General features: G+C 42.6%; 25 protein-coding genes. 5 read left to right on the forward strand and 20 right to left on the reverse strand.

All coding sequences use genetic code 11. The features are described 5' to 3' along the window. Window positions 1-24 precede the first annotated feature (24 nt). The 4 genes from J0656_RS12285 to J0656_RS12300 form a co-directional block, all read right to left on the reverse strand. Window positions 25-2,292, reverse strand: a complete 2,268-nt coding sequence (locus tag J0656_RS12285) for an aconitate hydratase (RefSeq protein ID WP_207034245.1) — start codon at window positions 2,290-2,292, stop codon at window positions 25-27. A gap of 104 nt (window positions 2,293-2,396) precedes the next feature. Continuing rightward, window positions 2,397-3,350 (reverse strand): AAA family ATPase, encoded by a 954-nt coding sequence (locus J0656_RS12290; RefSeq protein WP_207034247.1) that lies wholly within the window; start codon window positions 3,348-3,350, stop codon window positions 2,397-2,399. Between the two features lie 4 nt (window positions 3,351-3,354). Continuing rightward, window positions 3,355-4,752 (reverse strand): peptidylprolyl isomerase, encoded by a 1,398-nt coding sequence (locus J0656_RS12295; protein WP_225603704.1) that lies wholly within the window; start codon window positions 4,750-4,752, stop codon window positions 3,355-3,357. Continuing rightward, on the reverse strand, window positions 4,736-5,617 hold the full coding sequence (locus J0656_RS12300; protein WP_207034253.1) for a peptidyl-prolyl cis-trans isomerase: 882 nt from the start codon (window positions 5,615-5,617) through the stop codon (window positions 4,736-4,738). Before J0656_RS12300 ends, J0656_RS12295 begins: the two co-directional genes overlap by 17 nt. Before the next feature lie 116 nt (window positions 5,618-5,733). On the opposite strand from J0656_RS12300, the gene J0656_RS12305 reads away from it, so the two are divergent. From J0656_RS12305 to J0656_RS12315, 3 genes are read left to right on the forward strand one after another with little or no spacing between them, the layout of a single operon-like run. Beyond that, on the forward strand, window positions 5,734-6,186 hold the full coding sequence (locus tag J0656_RS12305; protein ID WP_207034256.1) for an SRPBCC family protein: 453 nt from the start codon (window positions 5,734-5,736) through the stop codon (window positions 6,184-6,186). A 5-nt stretch (window positions 6,187-6,191) separates the two neighbouring features. Next, entirely contained in the window at window positions 6,192-6,449 is a 258-nt protein-coding gene (locus J0656_RS12310) for a hypothetical protein (RefSeq protein WP_163626805.1), read from the forward strand. 10 nt (window positions 6,450-6,459) lie between these two features. Further along, window positions 6,460-7,602, forward strand: a complete 1,143-nt coding sequence (locus tag J0656_RS12315; RefSeq protein ID WP_207034259.1) for a serine hydrolase — start codon at window positions 6,460-6,462, stop codon at window positions 7,600-7,602. A 79-nt stretch (window positions 7,603-7,681) separates the two neighbouring features. On the opposite strand, the gene J0656_RS12320 is transcribed toward J0656_RS12315, so the two are convergent. The 14 genes from J0656_RS12320 to recR all read right to left on the reverse strand — a co-directional run bounded on the left by J0656_RS12320 (window position 7,682) and on the right by recR (window position 20,098). Next, entirely contained in the window at window positions 7,682-9,298 is a 1,617-nt protein-coding gene (locus tag J0656_RS12320; RefSeq protein WP_207034261.1) for a Gfo/Idh/MocA family protein, read from the reverse strand. Beyond that, complete coding sequence (locus J0656_RS12325; RefSeq protein ID WP_207034264.1) at window positions 9,295-9,774, reverse strand: DoxX family membrane protein; 480 nt, start codon at window positions 9,772-9,774, stop codon at window positions 9,295-9,297. Before J0656_RS12325 ends, J0656_RS12320 begins: the two co-directional genes overlap by 4 nt. Window positions 9,775-10,059: 285 nt before the next feature. After that, the gene (rimO, locus tag J0656_RS12330; protein ID WP_207034267.1) at window positions 10,060-11,361 is read right to left on the reverse strand and encodes a 30S ribosomal protein S12 methylthiotransferase RimO; all 1,302 of its coding nucleotides are present in this window, start codon (window positions 11,359-11,361) and stop codon (window positions 10,060-10,062) included. A gap of 99 nt (window positions 11,362-11,460) precedes the next feature. Then, window positions 11,461-13,122, reverse strand: coding sequence for an amidase family protein (locus tag J0656_RS12335; protein ID WP_207034270.1), 1,662 nt, complete (start codon window positions 13,120-13,122; stop codon window positions 11,461-11,463). 6 nt (window positions 13,123-13,128) lie between these two features. Next, window positions 13,129-14,085, reverse strand: a complete 957-nt coding sequence (gene ftsY, locus J0656_RS12340; RefSeq protein WP_207034272.1) for a signal recognition particle-docking protein FtsY — start codon at window positions 14,083-14,085, stop codon at window positions 13,129-13,131. A 170-nt stretch (window positions 14,086-14,255) separates the two neighbouring features. After that, window positions 14,256-14,408 (reverse strand): DUF4295 domain-containing protein, encoded by a 153-nt coding sequence (locus J0656_RS12345; protein WP_108245252.1) that lies wholly within the window; start codon window positions 14,406-14,408, stop codon window positions 14,256-14,258. 37 nt (window positions 14,409-14,445) lie between these two features. After that, window positions 14,446-14,628, reverse strand: coding sequence for a 50S ribosomal protein L33 (gene rpmG, locus J0656_RS12350; RefSeq protein ID WP_100817574.1), 183 nt, complete (start codon window positions 14,626-14,628; stop codon window positions 14,446-14,448). A 28-nt stretch (window positions 14,629-14,656) separates the two neighbouring features. Next, complete coding sequence (rpmB, locus tag J0656_RS12355) at window positions 14,657-14,884, reverse strand: 50S ribosomal protein L28 (protein WP_108245253.1); 228 nt, start codon at window positions 14,882-14,884, stop codon at window positions 14,657-14,659. Window positions 14,885-14,958: 74 nt separating this feature from the next. After that, window positions 14,959-16,209, reverse strand: coding sequence for a competence/damage-inducible protein A (locus J0656_RS12360; protein WP_207034275.1), 1,251 nt, complete (start codon window positions 16,207-16,209; stop codon window positions 14,959-14,961). Next, entirely contained in the window at window positions 16,210-16,548 is a 339-nt protein-coding gene (locus J0656_RS12365) for an Hpt domain-containing protein (protein ID WP_108245255.1), read from the reverse strand. It lies immediately after the preceding gene. Further along, window positions 16,548-17,159 carry a fumarylacetoacetate hydrolase family protein gene (locus J0656_RS12370; protein WP_207034277.1) on the reverse strand — a complete coding sequence of 204 codons (612 nt, stop codon included), beginning with the start codon at window positions 17,157-17,159 and terminating at the stop codon, window positions 16,548-16,550. The genes J0656_RS12365 and J0656_RS12370 overlap by 1 nt, the downstream gene beginning before the upstream one ends. A 31-nt stretch (window positions 17,160-17,190) precedes the next feature. Next, the gene (locus J0656_RS12375; protein ID WP_207034279.1) at window positions 17,191-17,964 is read right to left on the reverse strand and encodes a 3'-5' exonuclease; all 774 of its coding nucleotides are present in this window, start codon (window positions 17,962-17,964) and stop codon (window positions 17,191-17,193) included. A 72-nt stretch (window positions 17,965-18,036) separates the two neighbouring features. Further along, entirely contained in the window at window positions 18,037-19,398 is a 1,362-nt protein-coding gene (locus J0656_RS12380; RefSeq protein ID WP_207034283.1) for a dihydrolipoamide acetyltransferase family protein, read from the reverse strand. A 79-nt stretch (window positions 19,399-19,477) separates the two neighbouring features. Continuing rightward, complete coding sequence (recR, locus tag J0656_RS12385; RefSeq protein ID WP_176621114.1) at window positions 19,478-20,098, reverse strand: recombination mediator RecR; 621 nt, start codon at window positions 20,096-20,098, stop codon at window positions 19,478-19,480. 76 nt (window positions 20,099-20,174) lie between these two features. Between recR and J0656_RS12390 the strand changes: the two genes are divergently transcribed. Then, window positions 20,175-21,662: a sodium:solute symporter gene (locus tag J0656_RS12390; RefSeq protein WP_207034286.1), complete on the forward strand. Its 1,488-nt coding sequence runs from the start codon at window positions 20,175-20,177 to the stop codon at window positions 21,660-21,662. Here the strand turns inward: J0656_RS12390 and J0656_RS12395 are convergent. After that, window positions 21,646-22,005: a CoA-binding protein gene (locus J0656_RS12395; RefSeq protein WP_207034289.1), complete on the reverse strand. Its 360-nt coding sequence runs from the start codon at window positions 22,003-22,005 to the stop codon at window positions 21,646-21,648. The two genes, J0656_RS12390 and J0656_RS12395, sit on opposite strands and share 17 nt — an antisense overlap. Before the next feature lie 357 nt (window positions 22,006-22,362). Between J0656_RS12395 and J0656_RS12400 the strand changes: the two genes are divergently transcribed. Next, a complete protein-coding gene (locus tag J0656_RS12400; protein WP_207034291.1) occupies window positions 22,363-24,813 on the forward strand; it encodes a TonB-dependent receptor in 2,451 nt (816 codons plus the stop codon). A gap of 113 nt (window positions 24,814-24,926) precedes the next feature. Here J0656_RS12400 and J0656_RS12405 read toward each other — a convergent pair whose 3' ends face one another. Then, window positions 24,927-25,937 carry a 3-oxoacyl-ACP synthase III family protein gene (locus J0656_RS12405; protein WP_207034293.1) on the reverse strand — a complete coding sequence of 337 codons (1,011 nt, stop codon included), beginning with the start codon at window positions 25,935-25,937 and terminating at the stop codon, window positions 24,927-24,929. Window positions 25,938-26,004 lie beyond the last annotated feature (67 nt).

The raw sequence follows: 26,004 nt of genomic DNA on the forward strand, positions 1-26,004 counted from the left end.
TTTCGCAGATTATTATAGATACAATTAAGCATTCTGCTTTTTAATCAGGTTCAGGGCCGAGCCTTCGTTGAACCACTTGATCTGTGCATCGTTATAGGAATGGTTCGCTATGATGGTATCTTTGCTTCCATCTGCGTGCACCACTTCAATGGTCAATGGCTTGTCCGGAGCAAACTCAGCGGCATCCACCATATTGAAGGTGTCGTCCTCTTGAATAAGATCGTAATCGTTCTCATTGGCAAAGGTCAACGCCAACATACCTTGTTTTTTAAGGTTGGTCTCGTGTATCCTTGCGAACGATTTTACCAATACAACTGCAACACCCAAGTGTCTTGGTTGCATAGCAGCATGCTCTCTGGATGAACCTTCACCGTAGTTATGGTCTCCGACCACTACGGTCTTGATTCCTTTTTTCTTGTATTCACGTTGAGTATCCGGCACCCCTCCGTACTCACCTGTCAATTGGCTTTTCACCAAGTTGGTTTTCTGGTTGAAGGCGTTTACTGCCCCGATCAAGGTGTTGTTGGCAATATTGTCCAAATGCCCCCTGAATCGCAACCATGGCCCTGCCATGGAAATGTGGTCGGTGGTACATTTTCCAAAGGCCTTGATCAACAACTTCATACCTTGAAGATCGTTGGCGGTGATAGGTTCAAATGGTTCAAGCAGTTGCAAACGTTCTGAACCTTTTGCAACGATTACCTCTACTCCACTTCCATCCTCTACGGGATCTTCGTATCCATTTTCTTTGACCTCAAATCCTTTTGGCGGCAATTCCCATCCTGTTGGCTCATCCAACATTACTTCTTCTCCATCCTCGTTGATCAATTTATCCGTCAAAGGGTTAAAGTCCAAACGACCTGCGATTGCAATGGCAGCTGTCATTTCTGGAGATGCCACGAATGCGTGGGTATTTGGGTTTCCATCCGCACGCTTCGCAAAGTTACGGTTAAAGGAGTGAACGATACTGTTCTTAGGAGCGTTCTTGGGATCTTCGTAACGTCCCCACTGACCGATACATGGCCCACAGGCATTGGTGAAAATCTTCGCATCCAATTTTTCAAATATTTCTAGGATACCATCACGCTCGGTGGTATATCTTACTTGTTCCGACCCTGGATTGATTCCAAATTCGGCTTTTGTTTTCAGTTTTTTGTCCAGCGCTTGTTGTGCTATGGATGATGCTCTTGACAAATCTTCATAGGAAGAGTTGGTACAAGATCCTATCAATCCCCACTCAACGGCCAACGGCCATCCGTTCTCGGTGGCTTTCTCGGTCATACTGCCGACTTCGGTAGCCAAATCCGGTGTAAATGGACCATTCAAAAGTGGCTTTAATTCGGACAAATTGATTTCGATGACCTGGTCAAAATATTGCTCTGGGTTGGCATATACTTCGGGATCTGCGGTCAAGTGTTCTTTCACTTTATTGGCGGCATCGGCAACATCTTCCCTGTCGGTTGCCCTTAGGTAACGTTCCATGGATTCATCGTAACCAAAAGTCGATGTGGTCGCTCCTATCTCGGCACCCATGTTACAAATGGTTCCTTTTCCTGTACAGGACATGGAGGTGGCTCCAGGCCCAAAATATTCTACAATGGCACCTGTTCCACCTTTTACGGTTAGAATTTCGGCCACTTTAAGGATTACATCTTTAGGGGCGGTCCAACCGGATAATTTTCCGGTCAATTTAACGCCGATAAGTTTTGGGAATTTTAGTTCCCAGGCCATTCCGGCCATTACGTCCACTGCATCGGCACCACCAACTCCAATGGCCACCATTCCCAATCCACCAGCATTAACGGTGTGGGAATCGGTTCCGATCATCATACCACCTGGGAAAGCATAGTTTTCCAATACTACTTGGTGGATGATACCTGCTCCTGGTTTCCAAAACCCAATACCGTATTTATTGGATACAGACCCCAAAAAGTCAAAAACTTCCTTGCTGGTCTCATTGGCATGTTTTAAATCTGCCGCAGCACCATCTTTGGCTTGAATCAAGTGATCACAGTGAACTGTGGTCGGTACTGCTACTTTATCCTTTCCAGCCTGCATAAATTGCAAAAGGGCCATCTGCGCCGTTGCATCTTGACAGGCGATCCTGTCCGGGGCAAAATCAACATAGTCCTTGCCTCTTACATATGCTTTTTCGGTTTTACCGTCCCACAGGTGGGAGTATAAAATCTTTTCGGAAAGTGTTAGTGGCTTGCCCACCAGTTCACGGGCTTTTTCTACGCGTTCCCCCATGGAAGCATAGACACCCTTAATCATGTCTATATCAAATGCCATTATACAATTGAGTTTTTAAGATTTTTGTAATTCGGTAAATTTACTAAAACAAGAAGGAATTTGGAATTAGAATCGCACTAAATAAGTGTTGCCCTTCTTATTTTTTACAACAATTCCGTGATAATTTTTTCTTCGGTGATGCCTTCTGCCTCAGCTTTATAGTTTTTGAGAATCCTATGGCGGAGTATTCCAAGACTCACTGCTTTTACATCTTCGATGTCGGGCGAGAATTTGCCATGGGTGGCTGCATGGGCCTTGGCAGCTAAAATCAGGTTCTGTGAAGCTCTTGGTCCAGCACCCCAATCAATGTAGTTTTGAACGTATTCCGATGCCCCTTCTTGCCCTGGTCTTGTTCTATTTACAAGCCTTACCGCATAATCCACAACATTGTCCGGAACGGGTATGCGCCTGATCAAGTGTTGTACCTCAATAATTTCATCTGCGGTAAACAAGGTATCAATTGTAGCTTGATTATCACTAGTGGTTGATTTCACTACTTGGATTTCCTCCTCGACCGATGGGTACTTTAGTTCAATAGCGAACATAAAACGGTCCAACTGGGCTTCTGGCAACGGATATGTACCTTCTTGCTCAATTGGGTTTTGGGTGGCCAGCACAAAATATGGTTGATTAAGCTTGTATTGGTTTCCCGCAATGGTCACCGCTCTTTCCTGCATGGCCTCCAATAATGCCGCTTGTGTTTTGGGAGGGGTCCTGTTAATTTCGTCGGCTAGGATGATATTTCCAAAAACCGGCCCCTTTATAAACTTAAAGTTGCGGTTTTGATCCAAGACTTCACTTCCCAAAATATCGCTTGGCATCAAATCGGGGGTAAACTGGATTCTTTTAAAGTCCAGTCCCAAGGTTTGCGCAATCGTATTGACCATTAACGTTTTTGCCAGACCTGGCACACCTATGAGCAGTGAATGGCCTCCAGTGTAAATGGATAACAGTATTTGTTCGATTACCTCTTCTTGACCCACAATGACCTTGGCAATCTCCTTTTTTAAGTCCTGGTGTTTTTTTACCAGATTTTCTACTGCAGTTACGTCCGACATACGGTTATTCCTTTACCCAATTGTTAGCAAAATCACATCCTCTGCTTTCTGGGTCCACGTGGATATAGGTATCATCGATATGTTCTTCCATCCATTCCTTTATGGCATTGAACTGTTTTTCACGAAGTGCCAGTTCTTGGATTTTCATGTAGTCCTTGGCAAAATCCGCCTCGTGCTCATCATAACGGTTGGAAATCTTCATGATCTTGAACTTGGGTGGTCCACCTCTTTGGTCATCTTCACGAATGGGGCGAGATATTTCACCGTCCTTAAGGTTCCTGACCTGGTTGTATAGGGTGGGGTCCATTTTTGTAAGCTCAAATCTGGAATCAAAGTTCACGGGATTACGTAGCAGTCCTCCATCAAACTTGGTCTCCTTTTCATCGGAAAAATTCAAGGCTGCTTCGGCAAATGTGTACTTACCATCCAAAACCTGCTGGCGAATGGAGTCCAATTCTTTTGTTGCTTTATCAATAGCGCTTTGTGGGATATCTGGAATCATAAGAATATGTCTCAAATCCAATTCTTGTCCTCTGATTTTTTCAATATAGATTATATGATATCCAAAACTTGTTTCAAAAGGTTGAGATATCTCTCCCTCTCTCAAGCTAAAGGCAACATCTTTAAATTCCTTCACAAAAGGAGTTTCCTTCGTCATGCTATAAAAACCTCCCTTGGACTTTGATCCTGGATCTTGAGAATACAAAATAGCTTTCACATTGAAGCTAGCATCATTCTCTAATACATCTTGACGGATTTCCTTAAGCTGGTTGATCACTTTTTGCTTTTCTTCCTCGGGAGCTTCGGGCTGCTTTACAATTTGGGCAATTTCCAATTCCGCACCAAAAACAGGTCGTTCATCTTCTGGAATTTTATTGAAAAACTGACGGACCTCTTCCGGGGTCACTTCAATCTCCTCTACTATTTTTCCCTGCATCTTTTCGGAAAGCATTCGTAGTTTATTGATTTCAAAAAGCTCCTCACGGAAACTTTCCATGTCGGGCTTTTTATAGTAGCTGAGCATTTTTTCAACACTTCCAATCTGTTGCGTCAATTGTTGGATCTGCCTATCGCTTTGGGCGTTCACCATATCATCGGACACCAACAAACTATCCTGCACCGCTTGATGGGCATACAACCTGTCCTCCATAAGCTTGCCCAAAAGTCCGCAACGGGTAACATCTTCGGTGGAGGCACCTTGGTTACGAAGATCGATCAAGGTTTTGTCTATATCCGATTCCAAGATCACATAATCTCCCACTACTGCTGCAATTCCATCAAGCTTTATCCTTTTGGTGTTGCTCGTAGTATCCACACTCATTGCTTGGTCTGCTTCCTGTGCCTGGACCATTCCTATTATTGCAAAAAATGCAATCGAAAGTCCTTTAATTTTCTTTGTCATAAACCTCAAATTCATTCTTCTTAATGGCTTCATCTATAATTTCGGTCTCCAATTGTTTAATGTAATTTAAACGTCTTCTATTCAAAATCAGTTGCCGAATATCAGGTTCCACATAATCAAACGGGGCTGTTTCATTGACTTCCAACACATTGGTTACCAACCCCAAATATACCTCTAACGAATCTTGTAGCTCAAAAAATTGTGATTTTTTTAAGTGGGATTCCTCATTTGCCTGTGTTAATGGGGGTATTTCTTGAATAACCCTTGACGCGCTTACCCAAATAGAATCGTTGAAATGTATTTTTTTGAATTGTACGGCAATGGAATCCAAATACCTTCTATCTGAATCTTCCCACCTCTTAATTTTTGACTCAACCCCGTCCCTATCCAAAAATTGTCCGGACATGCCAACAAACCTTAACTGCACCAATTTTTCGTTGAGTTTGAAATTTTCTTTTTCTCTCTCGTAAAATTCCTGCAATTGACTTTTGGTAACGGACGTATCCTGGGATTGATTGACCAACGCTTCTATGTAGGCACGCGTGTACAGATCGGCACGATAATCGGACACCAATCGATCAAACTCCGCCAACTTTTCTTCGGGCAGGTTTATTTTGGATTTTGACAACAACAACTGTTTTGATGCCCAATTATTTATATAATTGTTCACAAATATGGTACTATCCTGCGTCGTCATATCATCCCCGATCAAGGAAGCAATATCTTCTTTGTACAAAAAAGTGTCGCCCACCCTCGCCAGAGGTTCCTTTTCTTCCTCCTCATTGAACAGACCTTCACAGGAGGAAACAAGAATTGCCACAAAAGTGCCTAAAAGGAAAAGTGTGTGTTTTTGGAGCTTAAGCATTTCGCAAAAATAACAATTACAAAGTCCCTTACAAGAAGCTTCTCATTTCATTAACAGATTTTTTGTGCCCGATAGATGCCCAGAAATTGCTACTTTAGTGCAAAACCAAACCAAATATGAAGTACACTACGGAAATTGTTGTTGATGTACCCAGGGAGGAATTTATTAAAAAAATGGATGACCCCGACAACATGAAGCATTGGCAACAAGGACTTATCGGCTACGAGCAATTATCCGCCAGTCCCGGACAAGAGGGTTCTCGCATGAGTCTAAGTTACGAAATGGGAAAACGGAAAATGGATTTGGTGGAAACCATCATTAAAAAAGACCTACCCGAAGAAATACACATGACTTACGAAACCAAGGGAGTACACAATATTCAAAAAAACTATTTTAAGGAAGAGGGCGAAAAAACCCGTTGGGTATCCGAATCGGAATTTCAATTTTCTGGGTTTGGGATGAAACTTATGGGATTTTTAATGCCCGGAGCCTTCAAAAAGCAGTCCCTCAAATACATGCAAGATTTTAAGGCATTTGCCGAAAATGGCACATCTGTGCTCAACTCATAACAACAATGGAAAAACTTTTGGACAGAAAAATAAAGATTATCTGGGACTTTAGGGGCCCAACCGCATCACATACGGCCGAGCATTACCTTAAACACCTTAAAGAATTTGCTGAAGTCGAGGAACTAAAATACGACCTTGAAGGCTTGGAACATTTTAGCCCTACACATAGTATCGCCTATTTGGTGGTGGACGAGGTCGAACTTAAAGAGGTAAGAAGCATTCTTAAACCTCATCGGGGCCAAGTGTATTCAGGGAAAATTTAATTTTTTATCTATGTGGCTTAGAGTTGCTGTATTGAGCTTGCTCTTGTGGGGCACATCTTGTGCAAAAAACAACCCTACCGACCCTCTGGCCAATGCCCTTTCTTCCGAAGACCCAAAAATTAAAAAGGTAATGGATCATCTGGACAATCACGAAGTCCAGGTCCGATATACCCGGATAGACCGAAAAAATGACAGCATTATTTTTACGGATTTTGATTTTCAGGTGGATAAAAACAACTATTTCTACCCTGCAAGTACCGTAAAATTTCCCGCGGCGGTCGCAGCCTTGGAAAAGCTCAACACAATTGATTCCCTATCCATGGAAACCCGATTTTTTGTTGAAGGTGACTCCGTGGAAACAACTCTTGCCAAAGCTATTTCAGAAATTTTTGCTGTCTCGGACAATGCAGCCAACAATCGTTTGGTGGAATTTTTGGGGCAAGATGATATAAACGCTAGAATGCAAGAACGAGGGGTATCGCCTATTCGAATTGCCCATCGGTTATCCACTGACAATGCCGATGATATTACAACAAAACCTATTGTTTTTTACCTCAATGATTCTACTACCACCTTAAGCAATCCCATCATAAATTCGCCCATAAGACCTATTGATTTGAACGGCATCAAAAAAGGGAAAGGGTATATTGCCGATGAATCTTTACAGACTGGACCTTTTGATTTCGCATTGAAAAATTATTATCCAATCGAAGCTCAAACCGCTCTTTTAAAACGTATCATTTTTCCCGAAGCATTTCCGAAAGACGAACGTTTTAACCTCAGCAATGGTCAGCGCACTTATCTGTTGTATGCCATGCACACCATACCACCCCAGTTAGGGTACGACCCAGAAGAGTTTTACGACAGCTACGTGAAGTTTTTTATGTTCGGTGACACTACCGATCCCATGCCGGAACATATCAAAATCTATAACAAAGTAGGTTATGCCTATGGTACATTAACCGACTGTGCTTACATAAAGGATACCGAAAACAATATTGATTTTATGCTCACGGCCACAATCTTGGTGAACAGCAATGGTATTTTTAACGATAACACCTACGAATATGACGAGGTCGGCATACCTTTCTTGGCTCAGCTGGGGAGAGAAATTTACAATTATGAGCTAAACCGTACACGCGGTAAAAGGTAGTGGGACATTACCCGCTGAAAAAATTCCATTTAAGCAACGTCCCACCCTCCGGACTAAAGTCCATAAAAATCAAGAAACCTCACCCAACCATTTCTGGTTGTATGTTCCAATTTTCGTTGGCCAAGAGTACTTGGTCAAAGTCTATACCTTCAATAGGTTTCAACGTTTGGCTAGGAGCATCCCATTCTATTTTTCTGCCAAGTTTCCAAGAAAGTCCAGCCATATGGGCCGAGATGGCCTCATCAAAACCTTCCTTGATACCACAACTCACCTTACCTCCATTTTTTATGACGCTCAGCCATTCCCTCATATGCAGAAAGGTTGAATCCACGCGGACTCCATCAATATAGGTCCACATCAAACCCTTATCGGCAAAATATTGTGAAGTAGCCGACGAAACGGCATCCGTGCTGGTAGCAGCAGGGTCGTATTGATAAATAGGCACGTTGGGAAGCATCTTTTCGGCTTCCAGCATATCGGCATATCGGGTGGAAGCGCCATCGGGCCAAACGGTCAATCTATTGCCCAATTCCATGGTGGCATCGTGTCCCATTAAAATGGTGGGGCGGTTGAAACCATTCCCCAGGGTGGCACTATAACAGAAGGTCATACCCTTTTCCTTGCCCCTGGTTTGACTGCTTCCCGTACTGAAATCGGGGAACTCCATATTTACTTGGATCACATCGGGAACATTTCGTCCGTCGTTGTGAGTGTATATGCCACCCGATGCACTGACAGAAGCAGGAATACCCATGTTCAGCACACAATTTAAACGGTCGTAATCGTGGGTCAACAGGTCACCAGACAATCCTGAGCCGTAAGCCCACCATTTGCGCCATCTAAAAAAGTGATTTTTATTGAACGGCACTTTTGGTGCGGAGCCCAAAAACTGCTCCCAATCAATGGTCTCGGGACTGGCTTTCTCATGGATATCGTAGTTCCAGGCACCGTTGTCATCGTTCCTGTTGGTATTTGTTTGAATCAATGATACGTGCCCAAGTGTTCCCTTTTCCACAATATCACGCGCAGTACTAAAACTCAGGGTCTGCCTATGCTGGTGCCCCACGGCGAACACCGCATCGGATTTTTCGGCCGCTTCACGCAAGGTATAGGTCTCGCCAACGGTATGTGTCATAGGTTTTTCCACATATACGTGCACATTGTTGTTCAAAGCTTCGATGGACATGGGGGCATGCCAGTGGTCCGGTGTTGCAATCACAACGGCATCCACGTCTCCACTCTGGATCATTTCCTTATAGGTCAAATATCTTTTGATTTTATTATCATCCGTAGAAAACGAATTGATGAATTTCTCCGCACGTACATCGAACACATCACAAATGCCCACTAATTTCACATTGAGGGGTTCTTGAGACTCGAAATCTTCCAATCGTTTGTTGTTGGGATCTTCTTCTGCTGCCAAACGCATTTCTTCCTTCCACTCATCCGTTGCAAAACCCAAGGCCCGCGTCAATTGTTCGCCCCGAATACCAAAACCGATCACCCCGATTCTCACGGGTTCTCCCCCAATTCCCGGAACTGCAGGAGGTAATGATGGCTTTATGTTGAGCTGTTCCAATATTTCCGAACGTTTCTTTCTGGAGCCAACAGAGCTGGCAGCTCCAGCCCACCATACAGCTCCCAGTATGGGCAGGCCTCCCAATCCTATTAAAAGGTCTCTTCTAGTCCATTTCATTGTTCCTGAGTTTTAAGTTTGTTCTTTCTAAGATGATCTAGGCCAAAATAAGACCCGGTTGGTAATTGATAGATTACGATACAGGCCACGAGCTCTATCAAATTTTTATTGACGATCCAGTAGCTCCCCTCAACATTCATTTGTGTAAGCCCAGGAAAGGGTGGATGAGCCAAAAAATACATAGCCAAAAGACCGGCACCTACAATGGCTCCGACTCGTTCAAAAATTCCTAGGGTAAAGGTAAAGCCGACCAACATCAAAGCGATAATATTGAGCGTGTCCACCCAACCTATGGTTGCATCGCCTATCAACATGGTGAAAAACCAGTCAAAAGGTCCTTGTGCGGTAGCCAAATATCCAAATGAAGTCCATTCGGGATTGTACATCTTCACCACACCTTCAAATAAAAAGTGCCACCCGATAAATATGCGAAGCAGGGTAACACTTGCTTTCAGTTTATTTTGGTTTAGGTTCATAATTGCTATAGTTAATGATAAATATTCAATGCTGCTCCATTCAAGAGGAGGATGTGTGCCAAATTAACGATATAACAGGTCAAAAGAAATTGATACACTAAAAGTATCTTAAAGGGAGAGTATAAACCATGACCAATGTCATTTTCAGTAGTTTATGGTGGAAGGAGGTAAAATGCTCGATACATCTGATGCGATCGCCATACAAAAACTAACGTATGGGATTCCTTGGGCATAGTCGCTGTGTAGCTTTATGCCAAGCATGTAAATTGAAAAGCAGTATTCTGATTAAACAGGCTCCCCGAACAAATCGTAATCGGAGGCATCCGTAATCTTGATGTTCACGAAGTCACCGATTTTTACATAATGCTTGCTGGCATCGATCAACACCTCGTTGTCCACATCGGGCGAATCAAACTCGGTACGGCCCACAAAATGGTTTCCTTCTTTTCTGTCGATGATACAACGGAAGGTTTGTCCAATTTTTTCCTGGTTCAATTCCCAAGAAATTTGTGACTGGATTTCCATAATGATGTTGGCCCGCTCCTGCTTTACTTCTTCGGGAACATCATCCTCCAAATTGTAGGCGTGCGTATTCTCTTCGTGACTATAAGTGAAGCATCCCAAACGTTCAAAACGCATTTCTTGCACCCAATTTTTCAAGGTCTCAAAATCCGCTTCGGTTTCGCCTGGGTAACCTACGATCAAAGTAGTTCGGATGGCCATTTCGGGAACAGCCGCCCTAAAGTCGTTCAATAACTTTGTGGTCTTAGCCTGGGTAGTACCGCGTCGCATACTTTTAAGTATGGAGTCGGCTATATGTTGAAGTGGAATATCAATATAATTACAGATTTTGGGCTCGTTGCGCATCACCTCCAAAACATCCATTGGGAAGCCTGTTGGAAACGCGTAGTGCAAACGAATCCATTCAATGCCCTCTACTTTGGCCAGAGCCTGGAGCAGTTCGGCCAAATTTCTTTTCTTATAAAGATCAAGTCCGTAGTACGTAAGGTCTTGAGCAATCAAAATGAGTTCCTTTACACCGTTGGCGGCCAATTTTTCAGCTTCGGAGACCAAATCTTCAATAGGTGTACTTCGGTGTTTTCCACGCATCAAAGGGATAGCACAGAAAGAACAAGGACGATCACATCCTTCGGCAATTTTAAGGTATGCGTAGTTTTTGGGTGTGGTGGTCAAACGCTCACCGATCAACTCGTGCTTGTAATCGGCTCCAAGTGCCTTCAACAAATTGGGTAGATCACTTGTACCGAAATACTCGTCCACATTTGGAATTTCCTTCTGTAAATCTGGCTTGTAGCGTTCGCTCAAACAACCTGTCACAAAAACTTTGTCCACATCTCCGGACTCTTTCTTTTGAACATACTCCAAAATGGTATTGACGCTTTCTTCCTTTGCATTGGCAATGAATCCACAGGTGTTGATTACCACAACATTGCCTTCTTCCTCGTGGGCCACCTCTTTGTTATTAGCTCGCAATTGTCCCATCAACACTTCCGAGTCGTAGACGTTCTTGCTGCAACCTAAGGTCACCACATTGATTTTGTTCTTTTTGAGCGATTTTGTGCGCATAGTTCCTTTAAATGGAGTGCAAAAATACAATAACACAGGGCATTACAACCACTTTGAACTATAATATTTATGGAATTGATAAGAACTCTTACGGTTTGGTTACTCCTGATATCCTTCAGGCATTTTCCTGACCTTGGTCAATTCTTCAAAGGCTTTACCGATACGGAGCAGATGGGCTTCTGAAAATGGTTTTCCGATAAAAGTCAAACTTTCGGGCTCGCCATCAGTTTTGTAACCCATGGGAATAGTCAATGCAGGATATTCGGCCACCGCTGCATAACCAGCGTGGTAATTGTTGATACTTAACACGGCATCGAGCTGCTTTTCTTCTATGATATTGAAAAAGGCCCTTCCCGATTCTTTTAGATTTTGTTTGATTTTTTCAAATTGCTCAGTTGTTGTCGAATCTGCCAAAATACCATCAAAACGTTCCTGTCCGTAAGGTATCCTCACCAAGGAATCTTGCTGGTTAAAGGTAACCACCTCTTCCACCGACTCCACTCGTACGGCATCTTTATCCTTGACCTCTGCATTTATGTAAGCGGGTAAATCTTCCCTCATATCTAAATTCAATAATGTTGTGAACCCTTCCAAAGGAATATTCTCAGCTTCAAATTCCACGATTTGAGCACCAGCTTCTCGTAATGCTTCGACGTTCGCGGCATAAATGGAATCACGCTCCATTAAGTTCTTCATCACACCCAAACGGATTTCTTGAAGCGGCTCTGGATTCATCCAAGCGGATAAAATACCTGGTTCCGCAGTCACTGATTTGTAGTCAGCTTCATCTTTTCCCAACATGGCATCCAACAGAATGGCATTATCCGTCACGTTTTTGGTCATGGGGCCAGGGGTATCCAACGTACTCGATATAGGCACAATCCCTGTTCGACTCAATAAGCCAATGGTAGGTTTTAACCCCACCACTGAATTTTGACTGGATGGGGAAAGTATGGAACCTGAAGTTTCGGTTCCAACGGCACCAACGGCATAGTTGGCCGCAGTGGACGTTCCACTGCCCGCGCTGGAACCACCCGTATCAAATACCCTTCTTCCGTAGGGATTCAATGTCTGGCCGCCAACGGCACTCTGCCCGTTAGGACAAACCCCGCAGATAAAATTGGCCCATTCGCTTAGGTTGACCTTACCTAAAATTAGAGCTCCTTTTTCCTTTAAACGTTCTACTATAAATGCATCATCGGTCTGATTCTCCTTTAGTACGATAGCTCCCGCTGTCGTTTTCATTTCTGCAGCTCCTATATTATCCTTCAATAAAATGGGCATGCCATAAATAGGATGGTGGTCTCCCTTGTTCTTGTCCAGGGCACGTGCTTCTTCGAGCACGTTGGGGTTCAATGCAATAATGGTATTCAGGGTCGTATTGTTGGGCAACTCGTACTTGTAGATTCGGTGAAGATAAAAAAGCACCAACTCTTGATACGTAACTGTACCTTGATCAATATGGGTTTGAATGGTGGGAATATCCTGCTCCAACACCAAAGGTTTCATTTTTTGATATTTCGCCTCTGTAAATTGGGACACCTCATCATAAAGTGGCAAAAACACTTCGTTCTTATCCAAGACTTTGCTCTGGATGAATTTGTAGCGCATCCTTTCGCTTTTGTTATTAGCGCTGGCAGCCACCTCCGCAGAATCATTGTAGGGTGTCCAGAGGACAATATCTTCCTTGGGCTGGGCTTCCTTCTGTTTACAAGAAATAAAACCAATCAACAAAAAAGAACAGAAAAGGTATTTGCACATCATCATTTATATTTTAAAAAACGAATCGACAAACTCATATTTATTGAACACTTGAAGGTCTTCGATGCCCTCGCCGACGCCGATATATTTTACTGGAATCTGAAATTGGTCGGAAATTCCGATAACAACACCACCTTTTGCAGTGCCGTCCAGCTTGGTCACTGCCAAACTGCTCACCTCGGTAGCTTTGGTGAATTGCTTTGCTTGTTCAAAGGCATTTTGCCCTGTTGACCCATCCAGCACCAAAAGCACCTCATGTGGGGCATCCGGAACTACTTTTTGCATAACACGCTTTACCTTGGAAAGTTCGTTCATTAAATTGACCTTGTTGTGCAAACGTCCCGCAGTATCCACCAACACCACATCTGCATTTTCAGCCACGGCAGAATTTAGGGTATCGAACGCCACAGAAGCGGGGTCGCTCCCCATTTTTTGTTTGATGATAGGCACATCCACACGTTTTGCCCAAACTTCCAATTGATCAATGGCTGCTGCACGGAAGGTATCGGCGGCACCCAAGACCACTTTCATGCCACTGGCCTTGAATTTATGGGCCAGCTTACCAATGGTGGTTGTTTTCCCCACACCGTTCACGCCTACTACCATAATTACATATGGTTTTTTGTCCTTTGGAACTGCAATCTCGGTGTCCTCACCTGAATTGGTCTCCGATAGCAAACCTGCAATCTCTTCACGAAGAATTGTATTGAGCTCGTCTGTTCCCATGTATTTGTCACGGGATACACGCTCTTCGATACGCTCGATGATTTTTAGGGTGGTATTTACCCCTACATCGGAAGTAACCAAAACTTCTTCGAGGTTGTCCAATACTTCATCATCTACTTTGGATTTACCTGCTACGGCTTTGCCCAGTTTACCGAAAAAACTGGTTTTGGACTTTTCTAGACCCTTGTCCAAAGTCTCTTTTTTATCCTTTGAAAATATATTTTTGAATAAGCTCATCCTGTGTTCTTTGAGAATGGTCAAAGATAGGAAAGTAAGGGGAGTTTTGTTAACAGAAAATTCCTTTTGAAATACCTTAGCGTCGCCAAGTTGAGGCATCCAACAGAATTATGGGTATGAAAAAAGCCGCTTTTTAGCGGCTTCAATATTATTAGATAAGAAAAAATTCCTTATTTGCTGTTCAACCAGTCGTTAACCATTTCCGGCGCCATTACAGACTCTACGAAAGTGTAGGCCCCTGTTTTTGGTGACTTTACCATTTTGATGGCCTTTGTCAACCTCTTGGATGATGACTGAAGTGTTGCTACTGTTTTCTTTGCCATGGCTTATATTTTTCTGCCTTTTACTTTGTAAAGGCTATTACTTAATTTCTTTATGAACGGTCATACGCTTAAGGATAGGATTGTACTTTTTGATCTCCATCCTATCTGGCGTGTTCTTTTTGTTCTTGGTGGTAATATACCTAGAAGTACCTGGCATACCAGATTCCTTGTGTTCTGTACACTCTAAAATTACCTGAACCCTATTTCCTTTCTTTGCCATTGTATTGTACTTAAAATGCTTTTACAACTTACTTTTTGGAATTGATTTCCTTCAAGACAGCAGAGATTCCTTTTTTGTTGATGATCTTCAACCCACGGGCAGAAACGTTCAAGGTTACCCAACGATCTTCCTCTGGAATATAAAACCTCTTCTTGGAGATATTTGAATCAAATCTCCTTTTTGTCTTATTGATAGAAAAGGAAACGTTGTTTCCAAACATCACCTTTTTTCCTGTTACTTCACAAACTTTAGACATCTCCCTAACTATTTGAGTGATTTTATTGAGGCTGCAAATTTATACCATTTTACTGGGACGTACAAAATTCTTTTTCAGAAATTTAAAATTTCTTTATACAATAGCTCAAAAGCCTTGTTAACAGACTTTTTCACGACCCTGTCCCGATGCTTTCCCATCACAAATTTATGGGCAAAAGTACCTTTTGGAGTACCAATTCCAATATAGACCGTTCCTACTTCGGCATCGGAATCGCCTTTGGTAGGTCCGGCATTACCGGTCGTAGCTATGGAGAAATCGGTTCCCAACTTATTTTTTACGCCATTTGCCATGGCAATCGCAACTTCTTCACTGACCACGGAATACTCGTCGATAAGTTCTTGTGGAACCCCCAAAACATTAACCTTGGTCTCGGTGGCATAGCACACTATACTCCCTTTAAAGTAGGCGGATGCTCCGGGAACGGAGGTGATTCGTTCCGCGATGCTTCCCCCGGTAAAACTTTCGGCAGTGGACAAGGTCATTTTTTTATCGGTAAGCAATGTGCCTATCTGTTTTTCGACTCTTCCATCTTCCTCCTCTTCCCCGTAGATAATCTCTCCAATAATGGGATAAAGTTTTTTTACCTGTTCTTCTATTCCAGCGAGCAACGCATCTTTATCCTCCCCTTTTGCCGAAAGACGAAGTCTTACACTACCAATGTTCGGCAGATAGGCAAACTTGATAAATGGCGGCAAATTGTTTTCCCAATCTTCAAGCTTTTCGGCAATCGCACTCTCACCCATTCCGTAAGTCAGAATGGTCTTATGGACAATATGAGGTCGCTTGTACTCTTCTTTGATTTTGGGCAAAACGGAAGATGTCATTAGATTTTTCATCTCGTACGGCACCCCGGGAAGGGAAACAAATGCAGTTTCGCCCTTTTTCATCCAGATGCCAGGCGCGGTTCCAAACTCATTATGCAGCACAGTTGCCTTTGACGGAACCATAGCCTGTTCCCTGTTCAAATCCGAAATTGGGGTTGTAATGTATTTTTTGAAAAGCTCTTCAATATGATGCAAAACCGAATCGTCCCGGACCAGTTCATCTTCAAAAAATTCACAAAGGGTATGCTTGGTGACATCATCCTTTGTAGGGCCAAGACCACCTGTTATGATTACCACAGAGGAACGCTCACCGGCCTCTTTCAGAGACCTTAGTATATGGTCTTTATCATCCTGAATAGAAGTGATTTGGTAAACAGAGACCCCAATCTTGTTCAGTTCTTTGGAAATAAACGCTGAATTGGTATCTACAATCTGACCTATGAGAATCTCATCCCCAATGGTGATTATCTCCGCTTGCATCTATAAATCAAAGTCATTTTTAAGTTCAGAGACCACTTGGAGCACATCCTTTTTCAACAAAGGAAACTTTTGTTCTATTTCCTCCATGCTACCGGTCGCCTTACCTAGTGTTTCTATTTCCAAGGCCTTGGCCCTGGTCTGCTCCATGCCCAAAATATCCACGTTGGGCTTAATTTTATGGGCCAACTTATATATGTTTTCATAGTCCTTGCTACCAATAGCTTTTTCCAGGCTTTCTAGGTCTTCAGGAACTTCTTCTAAAAAAACGGAGATTACCGAGGTTATGAAATCCTCATCACCTTCCGCCATTTCATTTATTTTATCGAGGTTGTAAATCATTATTTTACATTAATATCAAACATTTGCTCACCTTCCAATCTACCGACAAGGTAGTCATTTGGGCTTACTTTACCAACACCGGCAGGGGTGCCCGTAAATATGATATCTCCCTTTTTCAACATGAAATAAGTGGATGTATGAGCTATGATTTCATCTATCTTCCACAGCATCAACGAGGTATTCCCATCTTGGACAATTTCATTATTTTTTGACAATGAAAATTTCAGGTTGTCCATATCCTTAAACATATCCTTGGAAAGCCATCTTCCAACTACGGCAGCACCATCAAACCCTTTGGCCTTTTCCCAGGGCAATCCTTTGGATTTTAATTTGGATTGAAGGTCTCTCGCCGTAAAATCTATGCCCAGCCCAACTTCATCATAATATTTATGGGCAAATTCTTTGGAGATATGCTTCCCCACTTTTTTGATTTTCACCAGAACTTCCACTTCATAGTGAACATCGTTGGAAAATTCGGGGATATAAAAATCTTGCTCTTTGGGTAAAATAGCGGAATCGGGCTTTATAAAAACCACAGGTTCGTCCGGACGCTCATTGCTCAGTTCGTTTATGTGATCCACATAATTACGTCCTATACAAATCAGTTTCATAATTTGTTCACGGGGGTTAAGGTTTTTTATTTTAAAATTTGTTATTGAGCTTGCTCAACTTTATCTGGGTAAGAACTTTTTTGGTGTACAGCGGGAAATCGGCGTTCAAGATCCAGCCAAAGTAGCCGGGTTCTTTCTCCATGACCTCTTCCACTGTTTTTCCATTATGTTTTCCAAAGGCAAAAATCGGTTCCTGGTTTTCATTGAGGCCGATAAAGCCCGCAAAATCCAGATTTTGTCTTCTTGTAGTGAACTCTGACAGCTTTTTTATATCATTTTCAAGCTCTGGATATCGGTCCAATTGCGCAAGCAATACCTCGTAGGTTGCCAAGGTATCGGCTTCCGCGCTGTGCGCATCGTCCAAATTCTTGTCACAATAAAATTTATAGGCGGCTTCCAGTGTACGTTTTTCCATTTTATGAAAAATGGTCTGTACATCTACGGACACCATACTTTTCATATCAAAATCCACATCGGCACGCAGCATTTCCTCGGCCAACAATGGAATGTCGAACCTATCGGAATTAAATCCTCCAAGGTCACTATCGCGAATCATCGCATAAATTTCCTTGGACAGTTGCTTAAATGTAGGCTCGTTGGCCACTTTTTCATCGGAAATACCATGAATGGCCTCGGATTCTGCCGGAATGGGCATCTCCGGGTTTACCAACCATGTTCTGCTTTCTTTATTCCCATTGGGAAAAACCTTCAGGATAGAAATTTCTACAATCCTATCTTTTGCAACATTGGTCCCAGTGGTCTCCAGGTCAAAAAAACAGATAGGCTTGGTCAATTGTAATTGCATGTGGGGCGTTTTAAATAAGGTTCACTAGGCTTCTAAATTAAGAATAGTGACAGGAATATGGGCAGTTTTCTACTATATTTCCCTATTTATGTCCCAGGCCTCCAAATAATCTGCCACTGCTTTTACGAACATTCCGCCCAATGCACCGTTCACCACTCGGTGATCATAACTGTGCGAAAGGTACATTTTACTGCGGATACCTATATATTCACCTTGATCGGTCTCAATTACAGATGGTATTTTTCTGATGGCCCCCAATGCAAGGATTCCTACTTGCGGTTGATTGATGATCGGCGTACCAAAAACACTTCCGAAGGAACCAACATTGGTTACCGTGTACGTACCATCTTTTACCTCATCGGGCTTTAATTGATTGTTTCTTGCCCTATCGGCCAAATCGTTCACTGTTTTGGCCATCCCCACCAAGTTCAATTGGTCGGCATTTTTGATTACGGGCACAATCAGGTTGCCATCGGGCAGGGCTGCTGCCATTCCCAAATTGATGTTCTTCTTTTTGATGACCTTGTCTCCATCCAACGAAATGTTCATTAGTGGATATTTTTTAAGGGCCATGGCCACAGCTTCCATAAATATGGGCGTAAAGGTCAATTTTTCACCTTCTCGCTGTTGGAATGCATTCTTCACCTTATTTCTCCAATTGACCACATTTGTCACGTCCACTTCCACAAAGCTCTGAACGTGTGCGGAGGTTGATATGCTCTCGATCATATGGTGGGCGATGAGTTTGCCCATACGGGTCAACGGAATGACCTCATCCCCTGCGCCTACCTGAACTTTTGGTGCCTGAGGTTTGTTCGCGACCGTCTCTTTTGGCGCTGAGGGTGCTTCGACTTTCTCGGTTTTGGTTTCAGGTTTTGGTTTAGCCTCTTCTTTTACCCGACTTCCATTGGAACGGTTTTCCAAATAGGCCATGATATCATTTTTGGTGACCCTACCTTCTTTACCTGTTCCGGTAATGGCCTCGAGCTCATCCATGGAAACGTTTTCTTCCTTGGCTATGTTTTTCACCAAGGGCGAATAAAATCGTTCTGAACTTGAAAAATCGGTCGTGGATGAGGAAACTGACTCCTTTACACTGGCCATTTGAGCTTCCAACTCTCCTGCCGGCACTTCAACAGGCTTCTCTTCTACTTCTTTTTCTGTACTTTCCTCCACTGGGGTGTCAACTTCACCTTCAATTTGAATCACGGCGACAACTTCACCAACCTTTATCACATCATCTACATCGAACCGCTTTTCTACCAATACCCCATCCACTTCACTAGGAACTTCGGAATCCACTTTGTCCGTGGCAATTTCAAAGATGGCCTCGTCCATTTCTATGGTGTCGCCCACTTCTTTCAACCAGTTGGTCAAGGTAGCTTCAGCAACACTTTCTCCCATTTGCGGTAATTTCAATTCAAATTTTGACATATTCGTATTTATCAAAGTGATTTTGATTTGTATTTTACAAAAATACTAAAGAAATCGACTTATTTTTGATTTATGTTTATTAATTCGCTTTAATAGAATTTTCAAAAGGGACTCTATTGATTATACTTCTCCCTAAAGTTACTTCATCTGCATACTCCAATTCGTCACCTACCGAAATTCCCCTGGCTATCGTCGAAGTAGTCACTTCTAATCCTTCCAGTTGTTTGTAAATATAAAAATTAGTTGTGTCCCCCTCCATGGTCGAACTCAGGGCCAATATCAATTCCTTAATGGTTCCGTCCTTCACTTTTTTTACCAGTGAACCAATATTTAGGTCTTGTGGACCAACACCTTCCATAGGGGAAATCTTTCCCCCCAACACATGGTACAGGCCGTTATATTGAGATGTATTTTCAATGGCCATTACATCCCTGATATCTTCCACTACGCACACCAAGGTCTCGTCCCTTTTGGGGTTGGCACAAATTTCACATACCTCCGTATCGGAAATATTGTGGCAATTTTTGCAAAAGTTGACCTCGCTTCTCAATTTAAGGAGTGCATTGGCCAAATGTTCCGACCGCTCTTCCGGCTGTTTTAACAGATGAAGCACTAAGCGCAATGCTGTTCGCTTACCGATTCCCGGTAATTGCGACATCTCATAAACAGCGTTCTCCAGTAGCTTAGATGAAAATTCCATAGCATCAATTCTCCTACAAAATTACGATTTTACAGTTACCAATTTACTTTCGTACTTTGCAATTCAAATTGCATATATGTCAGCCACACAAATCCTGTTGCTTATCGGTGCCTATTTCATGGTGCTTATATTGATTTCTTACTTTACCGGAAAAAACGATTCCAACGCCGATTTTTTTAAGGCGGGGAAACAATCCCCTTGGTACGTAGTAGCCTTTGGAATGGTGGGCGCCTCATTATCGGGGGTCACCTTTATCTCTGTGCCGGGATGGGTACAGGATAGCCAGTTCAGCTATATGCAGGTAATCTTGGGATATCTTGTTGGCTATTTTGTGGTTGCATTTGTACTGCTCCCCCTCTACTATAAACTAAACCTAACTTCTATTTATGAATATTTAAATGACCGTTTTGGAAAGATGAGCCACAGGACCGGTGCATTTTTCTTCTTTATATCGAGGGTTCTTGGTGCTGCTTTCAGACTTTATTTGGTAGCAATAGTCCTGCAACAATTTGTTTTTGATGACTTGGGAGTCCGTTTTGAATTTACCGTGATCATCTCCATCCTGTTGATTTGGCTTTACACTAACAAAGGTGGCATTAAAACCATTGTTTGGACGGACACTCTGCAAACCCTGTTCATGATTTTGGCAGTTGTACTTTCCATTGTGATGATCAATCAGGAACTTGGCTGGAGTTTTGGGGAATTCTTGGCTTCTGAGGAGCTGAAAAATTATAATGATTTTTTGGTGACGGAAAGCTTTCTGGACAGGAGTTATTTTATCAAATCCTTTGTTGGCGGCATGTTCATAACCATTTGCATGACGGGTCTTGACCAAGATATGATGCAAAAGAACCTTACCTGCAAGTCTTTGAAGGATGCCCAAAAAAACATGGTCTCCTTTAGTTTTGTACTGGTCATATCCACATTTTTGTTCATGCTCTTGGGAGCGCTATTGTTTATTTACGCAAAGAGGGAAGGTATTGCCATACCGCTGATGGATGGCACACCGAAGACCGACCTCCTTTTCCCGGAAATTGCCTTAAACAGTGGATTGGGACTGGCACTTTCCATCACTTTTATGCTCGGTCTCATCGCCGCGGCCTACAGTAGTGCAGATAGTGCGCTTACTTCCTTGACAACTTCTTTCTGTGTGGATTTCCTAAACGTTCAAAACAAGGAGGACAAAGAACAAAAACGCATTAGAAAACGTACCCATATTGCCATGAGCTTTGCTCTTGTTGTGGTCATCATTGCATTTAAGTATATTCTTAGCAGCAATGTGATAGATAGCTTGCTTACGGTAGCCGGTTACACTTATGGCCCACTACTGGGTCTTTTTGCCTTTGGCATCTTCACCAAGCACAAAATCAAGGACAGTTATGTTTGGATAGTGGCTTTATTATCGGTGATTGCCATAGTTTTTATAGCCAATATCCCTTCGAAATATTTAGGGGGCTATCAGGTTGGCTATGAATTGTTACCGTTGAACGGTTTGCTTACATTCATTGGCCTATGGTTTATCCGCACAAAAAAATCGGAAGAAAAATCTAATATTGTCCAGTAGCAAGCAGCACCAATGTACAGGCAACTTCGACCTCAATCCCAGCATTTTCAAGGATTTCATAGAATTCCGGGTTTTCCGTTCCTGGGTTAAAAATAACACGCCTCGGGTTTAGGTCAACAATTTGCTGATAGTATTCTTTTTGATTTTTTGGGTTTAAATATAAAGTTACGGTATCAATATTTTGAAAATCAATCAAGTTGTCTTTAATTTGTACCCCTGATACAGTTCCCCCACGTATCCCAAATGCGGTTGTTTCAATATTATTGTCAACCAGCCTACGAATAGCTGTGTTACTGTATCTTCCCGGGTTTGTAGAAGCCCCTACGACAAGTGTTTTTTGCATTTGTTAATTTTTGTGTTAAACTTTTATATAGACTGTAATTTTTCACATGTAAAGTCGTCTATTTTTTATAACTTAAAGTCATTGGTAAGACTGTATTTTTATAGTTAATGGTTAGTGTTTAGTATAGCTTATCAATGTATAACCCCGGTACTCGTTACCGGGGTTTCTTCTTTTATAACGTCATATCAATAGTCTCCGACAGAAGCTTGCCTTACAAAATTGATACAATTCAGAATGCTTTATTGTTAAAGGATGTTAAAATAAGTTTTGCCTGTAACATTCCCGAACCTATGACGTCTTAAGAGTGACATCAATCATCAATCATCAATCAATCATCAATCAAAAAACGAACTACTCATGAGACATGTGAGCTTTCTAGTTGCACTATTGCTGTGCATGACATCCCCTTTTTTAACTTTTGCCAATGATCCGAACGATGCTCTGGGCGTCATCAATGGTAAAGTCATCGACGAAATTTCCAACGAACCTGTAGCTTATGCTGCTGTTGTCATCAAATCGGAAGATGGTTCCCAGACCATTACAGGTGGAATTACCACAGAAGATGGAAGCTTTGAAATCAACAAACTTCCCGACGGTACATTTATTTTTGAAGTACAGTACATTGGCTACAAAACGTATTCCCAAAAATTAGTGATCTCCAAGGGCAAACGGATCCTTGATCTGGGCACCGTAACCCTAGTTGAAGAGACCAAGGAACTCGAAGGTGTGGAATTGGTGGCAGAACGCACCACTATTGAGCAGCGCGTTGACCGCAAAGTAATCAATGTTGGTAAAGATTTGACCACTGCAGGCGCTTCAGCTTCCGATATTATGAACAATATTCCATCGGTGAACGTGGACTCGCAAACAGGCGACATTACCCTCAGGGGCAACTCGAATGTACGGGTCATGGTCGACGGAAAATTGTCTAACGTTCCCGTGGCACAGCTGCTCAAGCAGATTCCATCAACTGCCATTAAATCCATTGAGCTTATCACGAATCCCTCTGCCAAATATAATCCCGAAGGGATGAGCGGAATCATCAATATTGTACTGCACAAAAACGCGAACATCGGTTTTAATGGAAACGTAAACCTTGGCCTCACCAAGGGCATCGAAGCCAAATTCAATAGTTCTATTGATATGAACTACCGTAACGGAAAGTTCAACTTTTATGGAAATTATGGCAACAATATTGGTAAATGGGTGAACGATGGAAGCATTCTTCGTGTAGACGAAAACTCACGCCAAAAATTTGATTTTTTCAACAATAACAAGTCGCACCTGTACAAATTAGGAGTGGATTTTTACCTGAACGATAAAAACACCATTTCCTTTTTTACCAATCAAAATATCTATGAAGGTGAAGGAACAGGAGAGACTGCAGTTTCATATTTTAATAATCCTTCGCGAAACGTGACACAATTGTTCCTGGACGACTCCAACAATAGCAGTGAGCAATATAATTTCGACTATAAACTCGATTTTAATAAAGAAGGCCACAACATAGAACTGGAAATTGACCACAACCTCTTCGACAGTGAACAGGATGCAGATTTTAGGTCTGTCGGCGCCTCAACCTATCCAGATTATATGGATTTTGTGGACACCGAGCGTGCCCAGACCACTGCCAATTTGGATTATGTGAATCCGCTGGACAGTATTTCCAAACTGGAACTGGGTCTACAATCCAGAAATTTTGAGACCATTGTGGATTATTCTTCTACTGGGCAATCTTTTAATTCCAATGGGGATTTGGTACCTACGCCCTCCACTAAATTTGTGTACGACATGGATATTTATTCGGCCTATGCAACTTTTGGACAGACCTACGAAAAATGGTCCTACCAAATGGGCGTGCGTATCGAGGATGTTCAAGTTAAGGCCGATACCAATGCCGTACGTGCGTTTACGGATGACTATACCGAGATTTACCCCTCTGCATTTATTACCTACCGACCCAATGAAGGTGATCAAGTGCAACTGAGTTACAGCAGACGGGTAGATAGACCTGGCCTACAACAAGTAAACCCCATCCGTGAGTTTGCAACGCCTTTGATCTCTTCTTTTGGAAACCCAAATTTGGTACCTCAGTTCACAAATTCTTATGAAGCGAACTACACCAAAAGAATAAAAAATGGAAGTATTACCGGAGGTGTCTTCTATAGGAGCATAACTGATGAAATCAACCGAGCTATCTATGTGGACCGCTTGGACTTGAACAAGACCATATTGACCTTTGATAATTTTGACAAAACATCTGCCTACGGGGTTGAACTCTCTACCAATTACAAACCTTTAAAATGGTGGAGCATCAATGGAAGTTTTGACCTGTTCTCTCAAACCCAAAGGGGGTTGACCGAAACGCTGAACACAACTGACCCAAATCCGAGCGAGGACGATATTGTGGAACAGCGGGTGAAGGTAGACAACACTGCTTGGAATCTGAGAATGAACAACAGCTTTACCGTTACCAAGGCATTAACGCTACAAGCTTTCGGTTTTTACCGTGGAAGAAACAAGAGCATACAGTTCAATGCGGACCCGATGTATTTTGTGAATTTGGGCGCTCGCTACAGCTTTGCTGAAGGTAAAGGAACACTGAGCCTTAATTACAACGATATTTTCAACACCATGCGATTTGCTTTCGAGGGCGATTATCCTTTTGCGCAAGAAGGTGCCTTTAATTGGGAAAGCAACAATGTATATCTAGGTCTTTCCTATAGATTTGGAAGCGGTAAAAACCAAGCCAAACAACGTAAACGTAGGGACAACAACACCAAGCAAGGTGGCGGTGGTATCCTCTAAAATAAATTGATGCTTCATATTCGAGTGTTGGTTGGTTATCTTGTGTTAGCATCAATCAAAAACCCCGATCCAAACGGACCGGGGTTTTATATTTAATTGTATAAATGTCGAGTCTACCAACGGATGATGACACTGCCCCAGGTAAAACCACTACCAAAGGCCGCAAGCACCACCAAATCACCTTCTTTGACTTTTCCAGCCTCCCAAGCCTCTGTCAATGCAATGGGAATGGAAGCCGCTGTGGTATTACCGTACTTCATAATATTATTAAATACCTGTTCATCCTTCAATTTAAACTTGTTCTGGATGAATTGGGAGATTCTAAGGTTCGCCTGATGTGGAATTAGCATATCAATGTCGGTCGGGGCCAAATCATTTTTACCGAGTCCTTCCATAATTACCTCACTGAATCTGACCACTGCATTCTTGAAAACAAATTGTCCGTTCATATGTGGATAATAAGAGGTATCCTCGGGGTCTTTATCTTCGATAATATCGGTGACCCAACGTTTGCCCATTCCGGGCGCTATCAGTGAAAGCTCCTCAGCATGTTGTCCTTCGGAATGCAAATGGGTAGAAAGGATTCCTTTGGATGTATCCTCTTCCCTGGTCAAAACAGCAGCTCCTGCACCGTCACCAAAAATAACGGACACTCCCCTGCCCCTTGTAGTCATATCCAGACCACGGGAATGCAGTTCAGAACCAATGACCAGTACATTTTTGTACATACCGGTTTTAATGTATTGGTCGGCCACGGAAACACCGTAAACAAAACCGGAACACTGGTTTCTCACATCCAAGGCGCCAACGGTTCTTTTTAGACCAAGATCACGCTGCACCAATACACCGGGTCCAGGGAAATAATAATCAGGACTAAGGGTAGCGAAAACAATAAAGTCAATATCATCTTTATCGATACCCGCACGCTCGATGGCCTTTTTGGCAGCCTCAACTCCCATAGAAGTTGTGGTTTCAGTATCTTTTAGAACATGACGCCGCTCCTTAATTCCAGTACGCTCTTGTATCCATTCATCATTCGTGTCCATCACTTTTGACAAATCGTCGTTAGTGACCACATTTTCAGGGACGTAAAATCCCAATCCCGATATTCTTGAGTTATACATTTCTAATTGCTTAAGTATTGAATCTTTAAAAAACTCTTGGCTAATTAACGGAAAATTAAAAAATATA

The sequence above is a fragment of the Flagellimonas aurea genome (assembly GCF_017313785.1).
Lineage (GTDB): Bacteria > Bacteroidota > Bacteroidia > Flavobacteriales > Flavobacteriaceae > Flagellimonas > Flagellimonas aurea.